The 14,683-nt window shown below is 62.9% G+C and carries 13 protein-coding genes; 6 read left to right on the top strand and 7 right to left on the bottom strand.

Annotation, left to right across the window (positions count from 1 at the left end):
• Nucleotides 1–51: 51 nt before the first annotated feature.
• The gene (locus tag B7O88_RS09775) at nucleotides 52–1,416 is read left to right on the top strand and encodes an alanine/glycine:cation symporter family protein (RefSeq protein WP_088275645.1); all 1,365 of its coding nucleotides are present in this window, start codon (nucleotides 52–54) and stop codon (nucleotides 1,414–1,416) included.
• Nucleotides 1,417–1,508: 92 nt separating this feature from the next.
• Nucleotides 1,509–2,369 (top strand): carboxylating nicotinate-nucleotide diphosphorylase, encoded by an 861-nt coding sequence (nadC, locus tag B7O88_RS09780; RefSeq protein WP_088275646.1) that lies wholly within the window; start codon nucleotides 1,509–1,511, stop codon nucleotides 2,367–2,369.
• Between the two features lie 34 nt (nucleotides 2,370–2,403).
• Here the strand turns inward: nadC and B7O88_RS09785 are convergent, their stop codons facing one another.
• A complete protein-coding gene (locus tag B7O88_RS09785; RefSeq protein ID WP_088275647.1) occupies nucleotides 2,404–2,982 on the bottom strand; it encodes an HAD family hydrolase in 579 nt (192 codons plus the stop codon).
• A 1-nt stretch (nucleotide 2,983) separates the two neighbouring features.
• Complete coding sequence (gene tesB, locus B7O88_RS09790) at nucleotides 2,984–3,847, bottom strand: acyl-CoA thioesterase II (RefSeq protein WP_088275650.1); 864 nt, start codon at nucleotides 3,845–3,847, stop codon at nucleotides 2,984–2,986.
• 208 nt (nucleotides 3,848–4,055) lie between these two features.
• On the opposite strand from tesB, the gene B7O88_RS09795 reads away from it, so the two are divergent.
• Both B7O88_RS09795 and B7O88_RS09800 read left to right on the top strand, forming a co-directional pair.
• On the top strand, nucleotides 4,056–4,976 hold the full coding sequence (locus B7O88_RS09795; RefSeq protein ID WP_088275651.1) for a histone deacetylase family protein: 921 nt from the start codon (nucleotides 4,056–4,058) through the stop codon (nucleotides 4,974–4,976).
• Between the two features lie 29 nt (nucleotides 4,977–5,005).
• The gene (locus B7O88_RS09800; RefSeq protein ID WP_088275652.1) at nucleotides 5,006–6,256 is read left to right on the top strand and encodes a TIGR03862 family flavoprotein; all 1,251 of its coding nucleotides are present in this window, start codon (nucleotides 5,006–5,008) and stop codon (nucleotides 6,254–6,256) included.
• A gap of 15 nt (nucleotides 6,257–6,271) precedes the next feature.
• On the opposite strand, the gene B7O88_RS09805 is transcribed toward B7O88_RS09800, so the two are convergent.
• The 4 genes from B7O88_RS09805 to dinG all read right to left on the bottom strand — a co-directional run bounded on the left by B7O88_RS09805 (nucleotide 6,272) and on the right by dinG (nucleotide 11,340).
• Complete coding sequence (locus tag B7O88_RS09805) at nucleotides 6,272–7,099, bottom strand: SDR family oxidoreductase (RefSeq protein WP_088275654.1); 828 nt, start codon at nucleotides 7,097–7,099, stop codon at nucleotides 6,272–6,274.
• A gap of 82 nt (nucleotides 7,100–7,181) precedes the next feature.
• Nucleotides 7,182–7,823 carry a pyridoxamine 5'-phosphate oxidase gene (pdxH, locus tag B7O88_RS09810; RefSeq protein ID WP_088275655.1) on the bottom strand — a complete coding sequence of 214 codons (642 nt, stop codon included), beginning with the start codon at nucleotides 7,821–7,823 and terminating at the stop codon, nucleotides 7,182–7,184.
• 103 nt (nucleotides 7,824–7,926) lie between these two features.
• On the bottom strand, nucleotides 7,927–9,099 hold the full coding sequence (locus B7O88_RS09815; RefSeq protein WP_088275656.1) for a serine hydrolase domain-containing protein: 1,173 nt from the start codon (nucleotides 9,097–9,099) through the stop codon (nucleotides 7,927–7,929).
• Between the two features lie 105 nt (nucleotides 9,100–9,204).
• A complete protein-coding gene (gene dinG / locus B7O88_RS09820) occupies nucleotides 9,205–11,340 on the bottom strand; it encodes an ATP-dependent DNA helicase DinG (RefSeq protein WP_088275658.1) in 2,136 nt (711 codons plus the stop codon).
• A gap of 124 nt (nucleotides 11,341–11,464) precedes the next feature.
• Here dinG and B7O88_RS09825 point away from each other — a divergent pair, with 124 nt between their 5' ends.
• The gene (locus B7O88_RS09825) at nucleotides 11,465–11,950 is read left to right on the top strand and encodes a DUF6231 family protein (RefSeq protein ID WP_088275660.1); all 486 of its coding nucleotides are present in this window, start codon (nucleotides 11,465–11,467) and stop codon (nucleotides 11,948–11,950) included.
• 4 nt (nucleotides 11,951–11,954) lie between these two features.
• Nucleotides 11,955–12,434, top strand: coding sequence for a YchJ family protein (locus tag B7O88_RS09830; protein ID WP_088275662.1), 480 nt, complete (start codon nucleotides 11,955–11,957; stop codon nucleotides 12,432–12,434).
• 37 nt (nucleotides 12,435–12,471) lie between these two features.
• Here B7O88_RS09830 and B7O88_RS09835 read toward each other — a convergent pair whose 3' ends face one another.
• Nucleotides 12,472–14,508, bottom strand: coding sequence for a type VI secretion system Vgr family protein (locus B7O88_RS09835; protein WP_088275663.1), 2,037 nt, complete (start codon nucleotides 14,506–14,508; stop codon nucleotides 12,472–12,474).
• Nucleotides 14,509–14,683 lie beyond the last annotated feature (175 nt).

The following is a 14,683-nucleotide window of genomic DNA, read 5'->3' on the forward strand; positions in this document are numbered from 1 at the left end:
AACGATGTACTGCTAGATGCATCGAAAACACAACATCAGGAGCTGTATTCTATGGAAGCAATTATTGCCCTTATCGGGGACATCAACGGGATCGTATGGGGCCCGGCGATGCTCGCCCTGCTGGCCGGTACCGGCCTGTATCTTACACTTGGTCTCAAACTCACGCCCCAGCGCAAGCTGTTCTACGGCTTCGGCATGCTCTGGCGCGGCCGCAAGAGTAGCGAAGAAGGCGACATCAGTCCCTTCAACGCCCTCATGACCGCCCTGTCCGCCACCGTGGGCACCGGTAACATCGCCGGTGTTGCCACTGCTGTCTTCTTAGGCGGCCCGGGCGCGCTGTTCTGGATGTGGGTCATCGCGCTGGTCGGCATGGCAACCAAGTTCTGCGAAGCCGTGCTTGCCGTGCGCTACCGCGAAAAGGACGCGCTGGGCAACCACGTCGGCGGCCCGATGTACTACATCAAGAATGGCCTGGGTGAAAAGTGGAAATGGCTTGGTGTGCTGTTCGCCATCTTCGGCATGCTGGCCGGTTTCGGCATCGGCAACACCATCCAGTCCAACTCGGTCGCCGACGCCCTGAACAGCTCGTTCAACATCCCGCCGCTGGCCACCGGCATCATCATCGCCGTTCTGGTTGCCCTGGTGCTGCTTGGCGGCATCAAGCGCATCGGTGAAGTAGCCGGCAAGCTGGTCCCGATCATGGCGATCTTCTACGTTGGTGGCGGCCTGATCATCCTGATCATGCATGCCGACAAGCTGCCGGAAGCCTTCGGCCAGATCTTCTACTATGCCTTCAACCCGAGCGCCGCAGCCGGCGGTTTCGCCGGTGCAACTGTCTGGATGGCCATGCGCTTCGGTATCGCCCGTGGCGTGTTCTCCAACGAGGCGGGCCTGGGCAGCGCGCCGATTGCACACGCCGCCGCGCAAACCAACAACCCGATCCGTCAGGGCACCGTGGCGATGCTCGGCACCTTTATCGACACCATCATCATTTGCTCCATCACCGGCCTGGTGATCATGGTGACCGGCGCCTGGCAGAGTGGCGAGAACGGCGCACCGCTGTCGGCACTGGCCTTCAGTCAGGGCCTGCCGGGCGGCTGGGGTCAGTACATTGTCAGTATCGGTCTGGCGGTATTCGCGTTCACAACCATCATTGGCTGGAGCTTCTATTCCGAGAAGTGTACCCAGTTCCTGTTCGGTGAACGCTCCAACCTGCCGTTCCGCCTGCTGTGGATCATCGCCATTCCGCTGGGCACCCTGCCCGGTATCGACCTGAACAGCCTGTGGCTGGTGGCCGACACCCTGAATGCGATGATGGCGATCCCCAACCTGATCGCTCTGCTGCTGCTGAGTCCTGTGGTCTTCAAACTGACCAAGGACTACTTTGCAGATCCGGCCAACTACATGAACAAGTAAGTCGGCCCCGCACAATGCCCGCCTCCCCGGCGGGCATTTTTTTTTGCCAATCGGTATACTCCCGGCACTTGCGATCAGACGCCGGAGTCTCTATGCCCAACCTCACACTCGACAGCCTGCAGAGCACCATCGTTGATGACGTCCGCCGCGCTCTAGCAGAGGACGTGGGCGACGGCGACATCACCGCCAGTCTGATTCCGGCGGAACGTCAGGCCGATGGCCGCATCATCACCCGCGAAGCCGCCGTCTTCTGTGGCCGCGCCTGGGCGGATGAAGTTGCCCGCCAGGTCGATCCGCGCATCAGCATTGAATGGCTGGTCAATGATGGCGACACCCTGCTCGCCGATCAGACGATCTGCCGCTTCAACGGTCCGGCCCGGGGCCTGCTGACCGCCGAGCGCTCGATGCTCAATTTCATCCAGTTGCTCTCGGCCACCGCCACCCGCAGCAGGCACTTTGCCGACCTGGTTGCCGGTACCAGCGTGAAACTGCTCGATACCCGCAAGACCATTCCCGGCCTGCGCCTGGCGCAAAAGTACGCGGTGACCTGCGGCGGTTGCCACAACCACCGTATTGGCCTGTACGACGCCTTCCTGATCAAGGAGAACCACATCGCCGCCTGTGGCGGTATTGCCCAGGCCATCAGCCGGGCGCACGAGATTGCGCCGGGCAAGCCGGTTGAGGTTGAAGTGGAGAGCCTCGAAGAGCTGAAGCAGGCACTGGAAGCCGGCGCTGACATCATCATGCTGGATGAACTCAGTGACGAGGACATGCGCACCGCCGTTGCCCTGAACGCCGGTCACGCCAAGCTGGAGGCTTCCGGCGGGATTACCGAAACAACCCTGCGCAGCGTTGCTGAAACCGGCGTGGATTACATCTCGATCGGCAGCATGACCAAGGACGTCAAGGCAGTCGATCTGTCGATGCGCCTGCGCTTTCAGGCGGCAGACTGACCAACCAACCCTGCAGGCCAGTCACGGGCCCGACCTAGAGTCGGGCCAACAACGCGGCACAATCCGGCACGTGCCAATCGGCCAGTTCCGGCCAGGGATTGTCAGGCAGGATCAAACAGGTATGACTGCCCGCTGCACGCCCGGCCTCGAGGTCAAAGCGAAAGTCTCCGACCATTACCGCCTCCCGCGCCGACAGCTGCCAGCGATCCAGCAGGCGGTGAATACCATCTGGTGAGGGTTTGGGTTCAGCCTCTTCGCGCCCCAGCACATCTTCTGCGGCAAAGCAGTCGAGAATACCAAGACAGCGCAGCGTCGAACGGGCGACCGATTGCAGGTTGCGGGTCAGAATACCCAATCGACGACCCTCTTCGTGCAATTGACGCACCAGAGCGACCGCGCCGGGCGCCGCTTCAACCTGCTCGGCCAGACGCAGTTCGATGGCATCAAGCTGCGCTTTCATGGCGAGGTATTCGGCCGCCGGCAAGCCCGACATGAACGTCAGTATGTCGGCCTCTGCCGGCACCCCCAGTTCGCGTCGGATTGCCGGAAAATCGTGCTGAGCAACCGTCAGCGTCCCGTCCAGATCGAACACCCAGCCGCGCAGATGCTGCATGTCAGCGCTGCACCCTGCGCATCAACGACTCCTGCGTCACCGAGGCAACCAGCTCACCGGCCCGATTGAAGATCTGACCACGCGACAGGCCGCGGGAGCCGCTGGCCGACGGGCTGTCCATGGCGTACAACAGCCAGTCATCCATGCGCAGCGGGCGGTGATACCACAGCGAGTGGTCAAGGCTGGCTACCTGCATGTCGGGCGACCAGCTGGAGATGGCGTGCGGCTGCATCGCCGTACCCAGCAGATGAAAGTCCGAGGCATACGCCAGCAGATAGCGGTGTACCTGCGGGTCGTCCGGCAGGGTACCGTCGGCGCGATACCACATGTAGCGCACCGGCTCACCGGCCACAGGCTCGAACGGGTTGAACTCGCCAACCGGGCGGATCTCGATCGGCTTGCCGCACAACACCTTGTCGCGGACCTTTTCGTGAATCAGATGCTGATAGCGGCGGGTCCATTCGGTCTCGTTGGGCAGGTCTTCCGGGCCGGGAACCTCCGGCATCGCCGCCTGGTGTTCAAAGCCTTCAACATCGCCCTGAAACGAGCTGATCATGGTAAAAATCGGCTTACCCTTTTGAATCGCCTGAACCCGGCGGGTAGTAAAGCTGCCGCCGTCGCGCAGCGGATCAACCTGATAGACGATCGGCAGACCAGCGTCGCCCGGACGCAAAAAGTAGCCATGCACCGAATGCACATGGCGGTCAGGATCAACCGTCTGACTGGCCGCCGACAACGACTGCCCCAGAACCTGCCCACCGAACAGCTGCTTGAAACCGAGATCCTGACTGCGGCCACGGAACAGGTTTTCCTCGATTTTCTCCAGTGCCAGCAGGTCTACCAGATCATCCAGCAATTCGCTCATAGCGGGTCCTCACATATTGCCCCTCCGCTAACGGACGGGTACGTCTTGACTGTAATGGCGGCCGGTTCGCCGCGGAAATGGCCGCCAGTTTAACCCGGATTGTCTCGCAGTAGCAGACTGCAGCGCATCCTGCATCAGCCCCGAGACTTGTTGAGCACCAGCGCAATGCGGATACTCAATGCGCCATACACTGCCGCGAGGAGTCGTCGTGGATCTGCCCCTGGTCTACCATCCCGACTACAGCTTCCCTTTCCCCGCGCCCCACCGGTTCCCGATGGACAAGTTCGCGCGTCTGCACGACCATCTTCGAGCCAGTGGGTTGCTGCACGACGGCAATCTGCACAGTCCCGAACGCTGCAGCCGCGAGTTGCTGGCACTGGCCCACGACCCGGACTACGTCAACCGCTTCCATGACAACGCGCTGGATGCGACCGCTCTGCGCCGCATGGGCCTGCCGTGGAGCGAAGCACTGGTTGCGCGCACCACCCGCGCGGTCGGCGGCTCGCTACTGACGGCCGATCTGGCGCTGCGACACGGCCTGGCCTGCCATCTGGCAGGCGGCACTCACCACGCACACCGGGATTTCGCCTCCGGCTTCTGCATTTTCAATGACCTGGCGATCATCAGCCTGTCACTGCTGGCCAGCGGGCGGGTAGAGCGGGTGCTGATCATCGACTGCGATGTCCATCAGGGCGACGGCACCGCAACCATCCTTGCAGACGTTGACGCCGCGATCACGGTATCACTGCACTGCGAGAACAACTTTCCGGCGCGCAAGGCGACCAGTGATTGGGATATCCCCCTGCCACGCGGGCTGGATGACCAGGGCTACCTGCATACACTGCAGCAGACGCTGGACTATCTGCTGCCTCTCTATCAACCGGATATGGTGCTCTATGACGCCGGCGTTGACGTCCACCAGTCTGATGCACTCGGCTACCTGAAACTGACCGACCTGGGTATTGCCGCCCGCGACCGGCTGGTGATCGACAGCTGTCTTGGGCGCGACATCCCTGTCTGCGCTGTCATCGGCGGCGGTTACGACAACGACCGCGACGCCCTCGCCCGTCGCCACGGTATCCTGCACCACAGTGCCGCGCAGATTTGGCAGCAGCGCGGATTGGGCTAAACTGCGCGCCCCGCTTTCAGGATCGCACCATGACCGACACCGCCAACACCGACACCCGCTCCATAGCCATTATCGGTGGCGGCCCGGCCGGCTTGATGGCAGCGGAGGTCTTGTCAGCGGCAGGTCTGCAGGTCGACCTGTACGACGCCATGCCCTCGGTCGGGCGCAAGTTTCTGCTGGCTGGCGTTGGCGGCATGAATATCACCCACTCGGAGGCGGCGGCCCCCTTCCTGTCCCGCTACCGCGAAGCCTCACCCTGGGTCGGCGAATGGCTGGACGAGTTCGATGCGCAGGCGCTGCGCGACTGGATTCACGGCCTGGGCATCGACACCTTCGTCGGCAGCTCCGGGCGCGTTTTCCCGACCGACATGAAAGCCGCGCCCCTGCTGCGCGCCTGGCTCAAGCGCCTGCGTGAACAAGGTGTGCGCCTGCATACCCGGCACCGCTGGCTGGGCTGGGATGACAGCGCCGCTCTGCGCTTCAATACCCCGGACGGTGAAATCAGCGTAAGGGCAGCAGCGACGCTACTGGCGCTGGGTGGCGGCAGCTGGGCGCGCCTCGGTTCAGACGGCAGCTGGGCGCCCCTGCTCAGCGCACGCGGCGTTGATGTACGCTCACTGCGCCCCAGCAACTGCGGTTTTATCAGCGCATGGAGCCCGTTTCTCAGCGAACGCTTCGCGGGGCAGCCACTCAAGCAGATAATCGCCAGCACCCAAAGCCCCGAGGGCGAGACCATCAGCCGCCGCGGTGAGGCCATCCTCACCCACGACGGCCTGGAAGGCAGCCTGATCTATGCCCTGTCCGCCGCGCTGCGCGAACAACTGGAAGCCAAGGGCCACGCGCAACTAAGCCTGGATCTTGCGCCGGATCACACCCGGGCCCAGCTGCAGCAGACCCTCAGCCAGCCACGCAAGGGCCAAAGCCTGAGCAACCTGCTGCGCAAGAAAGCAGGGCTGGACAGCGTCAAGGTGGCGCTGCTGCATGAATGCCTGAGCAAAGACTCGATTGCCGACGCGGGCAAGCTCGCCGCCGGCATCAAGGCATTGCCCATTACCCTGACCGCGACCCGCCCGCTGGATGAAGCCATCAGCAGCGCCGGCGGCGTCTGCCGAAGTGCACTGAATGACCACCTGATGCTCAAGGCGCTGCCGGGGACTTTCTGCGCCGGCGAGATGCTCGACTGGGAAGCGCCCACCGGCGGCTATCTGCTGACTGCCTGCTTTGCCAGCGGGCGCCGGACGGGCAACAGCATCCTGACCTGGCTGAACAGCCAGCGTTAACGGCTGGCGAGCAGCCTATTCACGCCCGGAGACCGGCTTCACGCCAGACAGCCTCGGCACCATCCAGCGTTCGAACAACCGCGGGAAAAAGCGTGCAAACAGCCGCGCCTGCCAGTCCACATTGGACAGGATCAGCTGCCGCTTGCGTCGACAGGCGCCCTGATAGATCGCCTCGGCCACATCCGCTGGCGCGGCGACCTTGAATGGCATGGCGGTATTGGCCTGGGCGACCGAGCCGTCGCCGACCAGCGCGTTCTTGCGGATATCAGTGGCGGTGAACCCGGGTGAAACCAGCATGACGTTGACGCCCTGCTCGCGCACTTCCATGCGCAAGGTTTCAAACAGGCCATGCAGCGCATGCTTGCTGGCGTTATAGGCACTGCGGTTGAGCAACGGGGCGAAGCTGGACAGCGAGCTGAGAACGATCACCTGACCGCGGCGCTCAAGCAGGCTGGGCAGGGCATGACGGGTACAGTTGACGGCACCGAAGTAATTCACCGCCATGATCCGCTGGAACACCGACAAGTCGGTATCGGCAAAGGCGCTGCGGTGGGTGATGCCGGCATTGTTGATCAGCAGGTCAATCCCCCCGAAACGCTCGACGACCTGGGCCATCGCCTCGGCGCACGCCTGGTCGTCGGATACGTCGCAGTTGATCGCCAGCACATCGGCATTGAGTTTGTCATGCAGTTGCTGGCGGAAGGCGACCAGCGACTCGTCCTGCACATCGAGGATGGCCAGATGGGCTCCGGCCTGCGCGAAGCGCAAGGCCAGTGCCCGACCGATTCCGGCACAGCCGCCGGTAATCACTACAACCTTCTGCTGAAACGCCCCTCTGCCCATGTCGCCTCCTGCTGTCGCGGTTGTCTGTCAGCGTAAAGCCGAAGCGCGGCTGCAGCAAGCAACGGGACCGAGAATGAGCAAATCAGGGCGCCAGTCGCTCCCTCACCCAGTTGCCCTCGACCAGGCGATAGCAAAGCCGGTCATGCAGGCGGCTGGGGCGCCCCTGCCAGAACTCGATCAGGGTGGGCACCAGTCGGTAACCGCCCCAGTGCGGAGGACGCGGCGCAGCGGCATCAGCGTATTGCTCCTGCACAGCACCAAGGCGATCTTCCAGCACCTCGCGCCCCGCAATCACCTGACTCTGCGGCGACGCCCAGGCTCCCAGACGGCTGCCCTCAGGGCGACTGTGGAAGTAGGCGTCCGACTCCTCGGCGCTGGTCTGCTCGACCTGACCTTCGATGCGCACCTGACGTTCCAGATCGTGCCACCAGAAGGTCATCGCGGCAGCCGGCTGACCCGCCAGCTGCTGCCCCTTGGCGCTCTGGTAATTGGTAAAGAACACAAAGCCGCGCTCATCAAAGCCCTTGAGCAACAGGGTGCGCAGGTGCGGCTGACCTTCAGCGTCGACCGTAGCCAGCATCATGGCGTTGGCTTCGGTGCTTTCCACTTCAACCGCCTGCGCAAACCACTCAGCAAACAGGGCAAGGGGCTCGGCAGGCGCCTGGGCTTCGGTCAGTCCGTCACGGGTATAGTCGCGACGCAGATCGGCAATACTGGGTTTCATCAGATCGGTTTCCGGCAACAGTGAATGGTGACGATAGCAACGAATCCTATCCTAGCAGTCGGCCTGCGCCGCACATTGATGCAGCGCAGGCTTTGCGCAGAGGTCAGTCGATCGACTGCAGACAGCGATACACCGCCTGGCTGAGCGCAACCGCACGCGGGTCCATCAGCACATAGGGCCCCATGGTATTGGTGACATAGCCGAAGCCGACGTTGGCGTCCGGATCACAGAAGCCCAGAGAACCGCCTGCACCGGGGTGACCGAAGGCGTTCCTGCCCATGCCGAAGCTGCCGCCAGGCCCTTCGTGCTCCAGCATCACACCCAGACCAAAGCGGGTCTGACACAACAGCGTGCGGTCGTCACCGGCGCTGTGTTCCTGCTGCATCTGCTTGACCAGCTCGGCATCCAGCAGGCTGACGCCATCGAGCTGACCGTCGTGCGCCAGCAGTTGCCAGAAGCGCGCCAGCGAGCGGGCGTTGCCGGTGCCGTTCGCCGACAGAATATCGGCCTGCTGCCACTCACGGCGGTTGGTGCTGGTCATCATGCTCGACGGGTTGCCAAAGGCTTTGGCCGTCATGCTGTCGCCCTGCCCCATGGCCGCGAACAGGCGGCGCGCGCCGTCGTCACCCATCTGATTGCGCAGGCGGGATACCGAGGCGATGCGTTCCAGGTCCTGATCCGGCACGCCAATAAAGAAATCCATGCCCAGCGGCTGACAGATACTGTCGGCAATCGCCTGGCCGGGACGCTGGCCAGTCAGACGGCGCAGCGGCTCGCCCAGCAACCAGGCGTAAGTCACCGGCGCGTAACCGTGATGCTCGCCCGGCGTCCACCAGGGCTTCTGCGCTGCCAGCGCGGCGCTCATGGTGTCCCACTCGAACAGTGCTTCCGGTGGCAGAGTCTCGCTGACAGCCGACAGACCGGAGCGATGACTGAGGATCTGCCGCAGGGTGACCGACTCCTTGCCAGCCTGGGCAAACTCGGGCCAGACCACTGCCAGCGGCGCGTCCAGTTCCAGCTTGCCGGCCGCCACCTGTTGCAGCAAGGCAACGGCACCCAACGGTTTGGTGCAGGAGAACACGTTGACCAGAGTGTCCTGCTCCCAGACTGCCTGATTGTCCTTGTCGCGCACCCCCTGCCAGAGATCCAGCACGGTTTCGCCACCAACGGTGACGCACAGCGCGGCACCACGGGCCTGCTCATCCTGCTGTTGCTCGGCAAACAGTTCGCGTACCGACTCGAAACGGGGATCAAAGTAACCCTGGATAGTGCTCATCATGCGGTCCTTTTTGTCTTGCTTTCTGCCATTAAACAGAAGCTGCCGACACGTGGCAGCCATCATCAGCTGCCCTGTCGATAGCCCATCGCTCAGGCTGATGACTCAATCGATCTCGCGGCGGAACGGCGGCAGCGCATTGAGAATCGCCTTGCCGTAGCGCTGCGTGACCAGCCGACGGTCCAGCACGGTGACGGTACCGCTGTCGCTCTCGGTGCGCAGCAAGCGTCCGCAGGCCTGAATCAGACGCAGGCTGGCGTCCGGTACCGCGATTTCCATAAACGGATTGCCACCGTTCTTTTCGATCCACTCGGCCAGCGCGGCTTCCACCGGATCGTCCGGTACGGCAAAGGGAATCTTGGCAATCACCACGTGTTCGCAATACTTGCCCGGCAAATCGACCCCTTCGGCAAAGCTCGCCAACCCGAAGATCACGCTCGGCTTGCCATCATCGACCTGCTTGCGATGCTGGCGGATCAGCTCCTGCTTGGACAGATCGCCCTGCACCAGCACCCGCTGACGAAACTCGGCGGGCACCCCGGCAAACACCTCCAGCATTTGCTTGCGCGAGGAAAACAGCACAAGACTGCCGCGCTCATCGGCCAGAATCTCCGGCAGGTGCTCGATGATCGCTGCCGTGTGGGCGGCGCTGTCGCGCGGGTCGGCTCCGTAATTGGGCACACGCAGCAGCCCGGCCTCGCCATGCTTGAACGGGCTGGGTGCCAGCGCACAGACCGCGCTGCGCGGCAAACCGGCGCGGTGGCTGAAGCGGTCGAACTTGCCCAGCGCGGTCAGCGTTGCCGAGGTGGCCAGCGCCGCGAAGGCTGGATTCCAGAGATACTGACGCAGGGTGTCGGCGGCCAGAATGGGGCTTACGTGAACTTCAATGTCGCCACCTTCGGTCAGCGTCAGCCAGCGCGCGGTCGGCGGCTTGCCCTCCGGGTCCTGCAGGCAGAACTGGGTCCACAGCGTCCAATTGGCCTCGGCTCGCGCCTGCAGCGCGCCAAACAGCGGATACCACTCCTCAGCCTGGGACTCGGAGACGCCGATGGTCGTTTCGCCATCCATCGCCTCCTTGAGCATATCGACGATGCGCTGCAACTGGTCGCTCAAGCGGCCAAAGCCCGCCTTCAGCTCCATGCCCATCTCGCACAGCTCGTCAGGCACTTCACCGTTCTCGAAGCGGTATTGCGGGCGGATGTTGCCACCCAGATCCTCGGCGCTGGCAAAGTCGGCGACGCCGCCCAGTGCCTGCTGCATGAACTGCTGATGCGGTTTCAGATCACGGGCGGTGGTCGGCACCTGCTCCAGCACACGGCCCAGATCGCCGGGCAGCGGATGCTGCGCCAGCAGCTTGCTGAGGTTCTTGTCGATCTGGTCGAGCCACTCGGCGGTGGCTTGCAGTCGGGTGTGGTGGGCGAAATGACCAATCGCCTTGTCCGGCAGGTGATGCGCCTCATCGAATACATAGAGGCAGTCACGCGGGTCGGGCAGAATCGCGCCGCCACCCAGCGCCAGATCGGCCAGCACCAGGTCGTGATTGGTGACGATGACATCGACCTTCTGCACGCCCTCGCGGGCCTTGTAGAACACGCATTGCTGAAAGTGCCCGCAGCGGCGGTTACTGCACTGGATATGGTCGGTGGTCAGCCGCGACCAGTCCTGATCCTCCAGCGCCTCGGGCCAGGAGTCGCGCTCACCGTCCCATTTGTTGCCACCGAGCGCCTCGACCATGCGGGTGTAGAGTTTGAGTCCGGCCTCATCCACGTCAATACGGAAGCCATCATCAGCAAAGATCTGCTGCTGATCGGCCATCGACTGGTTTTCGCGCAGCAGGTTGTCGAGCTTGGCCAGGCAGACATAGCGGCCGCGCCCCTTGGCCAGCGAGAAGCCGAACTTGAGACCGGAGTTGCGCAGAATATCCGGCAAATCCTTGAGAACGATCTGCTCCTGCAGCGCCACCGTTGCCGTGGAAATCACCAGCGGTTTGCCGAGATGACGGGCTATCGGAATCGCCGCCAGGCAATAGGCTACGGTCTTGCCGGTACCGGTACCCGCCTCAATCACCGCGACTGCCGGATCACCATCACGATGCCCCTCCTCGTCCAGCGCAACATTGCCGAAGACCTTGGCGACCTCGGCAATCATCACGCGCTGGCCGTAGCGCGGCTTCAGCGACTTGTTTTCCAGAAAGGTGCGATAGGCCGTCTGGATCTGGCCTTTGAGTTCATCGTTCAGCATGCGGGCTCCGGATCAGCCGGCGATCATACCATTCAACGCCGCCGAGCTGGACCGCCGGTGCTTGCATCAATACCGGTCAGCCCCTACCCTGCTGCGCTGAATCCGTTCACAGTCGAGTCTTCCGATGAGCGCCACGCCAACGTCATCCCTGCTGGGCATCCTCCAGCACTATCGCCCCGCGAGCCTGCTCTGCGTCAGCCGCAGCGAGATCCCGGCCGTAAAGGCCTGGTTGCAGGAGCACCCGGATTGTCGGGTCAGCAGCACAGATGACGTCCCGCTGAGCGACGACCTGCGCAATCAACGCTACGACCTGGCCATTGTCGCCGATCAGCTCGAGCACCTCGACAAACGCACCGCCACCGAACTGCTCGCCGGCCTGCGCAACCTCTCTGCCAGCCGGATTGCGGTGCTGGTCGACATGGAACGCACCGACGACTGGCAGGAGAATGACTTCTACGCCCTCGCCCTGCAGCGTCACGCGCGTTTCAGCCAGGATGGCCAGAGCCTGACGCTCTATGCCTACGATCTGGCCGAGTACAAGAGCGTACCGGACTGGTTGAACTCCAAGTACTGGGCCAACCCGGAGATGTTCGGCAAGTACTGGTGGTAACGCGATGACTCCAACCCTCACCGCCGCTGCGCCCTGCCCCTGCGACAGCGGTCGGCAATATGGCGAATGCTGTCAGCCCCTGCATCAAGGCAACGCGGCGCCCAGCGCCGAGCGCCTGATGCGCTCGCGTTACTGCGCCTATACCCTCGGTCTGATCGATTACCTGGTCGCTACCACCATTCCCGCCCAGCAGACGCAGCTGGACGTCGATGCAATGCGCCAATGGAGCGAGCAGAGCCGCTGGCTAGGGCTGACAGTAGAAGCCGCCAGTGAGCTACCCGGCGCAACCAGCGCGCAGGTGACGTTTGTTGCCCGCTGGCAGGACCCAGACGGCAGCGCCCAGACACACCGCGAGTGCTCCGACTTCCGCCTGATTCAGGGTCGCTGGTACTTCCTCGATCCGAACTATCCGATCAAGGCAGGACGCAACGAGCCCTGCCCGTGCGGGTCCGGGCGCAAGTTCAAGCAGTGCTGCGCGCGGTAAGCCCCACAGCCCGCCGAGGCGGGCACTCCCCAGCACTTCAGGCGTCGGAACCTGGCTCCTCACAGATAGCGCACAGCGGCTTTACAAGCATTAGCGCCTGACGCTGCGCCGGCACCAGTAAACTGCCCGCCTGACTGCGATCAGCGGCCGTCGCGTTACCCGGCAAGCACGGAGAAGCACCCGTACCCTGCCCCTGCTTGCCACCCGAGTTGATCCGCACCGTCGGGCCGCTGATGGTGACGCCGCTGGGGTCGAGCTTGATAAAGCTGCCACCGGCCTTGATGGTCAGCTCCATGCCCGCTTCGATAACAATCTTGCGACCGCTGGCCAGGTGAATTTCCCGCCCGACGTCGGCCAGCAGGGATTGAGCGATACGGCAGTGTTGATTGCCGGCGATGCTGAGATGATCGCTGGATTTGAGTTCCGTCAGACGGTCGCCGTGGACGGTGCGATGCAGCTCGGCGAGGTGCTCGCTGTAATGATTGGCTGCGGTATGTTCGTGGCGCTCGTTGCCCACATGCAGCCGCTGATCATGTTCAATGCGCTGATCCCAGTCACGCTGGGCGTGGATGTAGACCTGTTCGGCCCCCTTGCGATCTTCAATGCGCAGCTCGTTGTAGCCCTCACCACCCGGTGAGCTGAGCGTTTTGAAAGCGCTGCGCGTCTTGTGCGCGGGCAGCTCGACCGGCGGTACGTGTTCGGCGTGATACAGGCAACCGGTAATCAGCGGCTGATCGGGGTCGCCCTCAAGGAAGCTGACCAGCACCTCCATGCCGATGCGCGGAATGGCGATGGCGCCGTAACGGTCGCCTGCCCAGCCGGACGCCACACGCAGCCAGCAGCTGGTGTGCTCGTCGGCCTGCGCTTCGCGGTCCCAGTGGAACTGGACCTTGACCCGGCCATGCTGATCGCAGTGAATCTCTTCACCAGCGGGGCCGGTCACCAGCGCACTCTGGCTGCCGGCAATGCGCGGCTTAAGATGCTCCAATGGCGGCCGCCAGATCGCCTGCCACGGGGTGGCCACAAACCGATTGCGATAGCCTTGAACAAATCCGTCGACGGCGCTTGTGTCACTGCAGATCGACTCTTCCAGCGCCTGCGGCTGCTTGCCATGGTGATGCACTTCCGTGAGCAACCAGAGATCGTTCCAGTCGTCGCGTAGATGCCCTGTCAGCGGCAGAAAGTGTCCGCTGCGCAGGTCGGGCCGATCGCCTTCACCGCGCGCCTCCAACTGATGGCTGCGGTGGCGCTCCAATTGAATCTGGCTGAGCTGCCTGCCGCGGCCGCGATCGCTGAAGCCACCGGGATAGTCATAATCTTCCAGCGCGGGCTGGGCTGGGGCACTCTCCAGCCGTGCACCTGCTTCCAGCAGCAGATGCGGCGTTTCAAAGTTGTAGTCCCGACGACTGACCCGGTCGGGACGAGTGGCAGCAGTCAGACTGAAGCGCTTTACCACTGGCTGGTCGGCGACCATACCGGAGCCCTGGCTGAAGCCGATCGGTTCCAGTTGAGGAAAGCTGGTCTGATCATCACCGAACACCAGCACATGACCCTGCCGACTGTGCTCAAAGTGAAAATGCAGCCCCTCTTCCTCACACAAGCGCTGAATAAAGTGCAGATCGGTTTCGTCGTACTGGGTGCAGTAGCGTCGCTCGCCGAGGTCGGCATTAAGACTGAAGCGCCAGGCATCGCTGTGGATGGCATTTTCCCGCAGCACGCAGCTGATGATCTGCTCAACTGACTGATGTTGAAAGATGCGCTGGTTGGTTCGGTATTCAAGGTAACCGAGCTGAGGACTCAGCCTCAGTTGGTAACGGGTCAGCCGGCGGCCAGACTCGCCTTGGGTAAACCAGGTGATAAAGCCGTGCAACCCACCACCGGAGCTGATTTCCAGCCAGGCCGGCAGATGCAGCAGGCTGGCGGGGTCGATATCGGCGCGCTCGCTGACCAGCGTCAGCTCGATGGCATACGGCTGATTAAGCCGCTCCACACCAGTGAACTCAAGCACGCTGAAATCATGCTCGACAGCGTCGATATGCAACGCAAAATAGGCTTCGTTTGCTGGAGAGAACATCCGTGTTCCTTGCTGTGCGATCCATGCCGCGCCGACGACTTGTGCCGACGGCGCTGATGCACAGCTTAAGGACAGAAAAGTGGCAGAACAGGTGTATAAGCCCGGGAAATCGAAGGAGTCGACATTTTGCAAACAAAACAGCGGGCCAAATGCGCCGAAGCCAGGCCGTGAGCAG

Source organism: Halopseudomonas aestusnigri (genome assembly GCF_002197985.1).
GTDB classification, from domain to species: Bacteria; Pseudomonadota; Gammaproteobacteria; order Pseudomonadales; family Pseudomonadaceae; genus Halopseudomonas; species Halopseudomonas aestusnigri.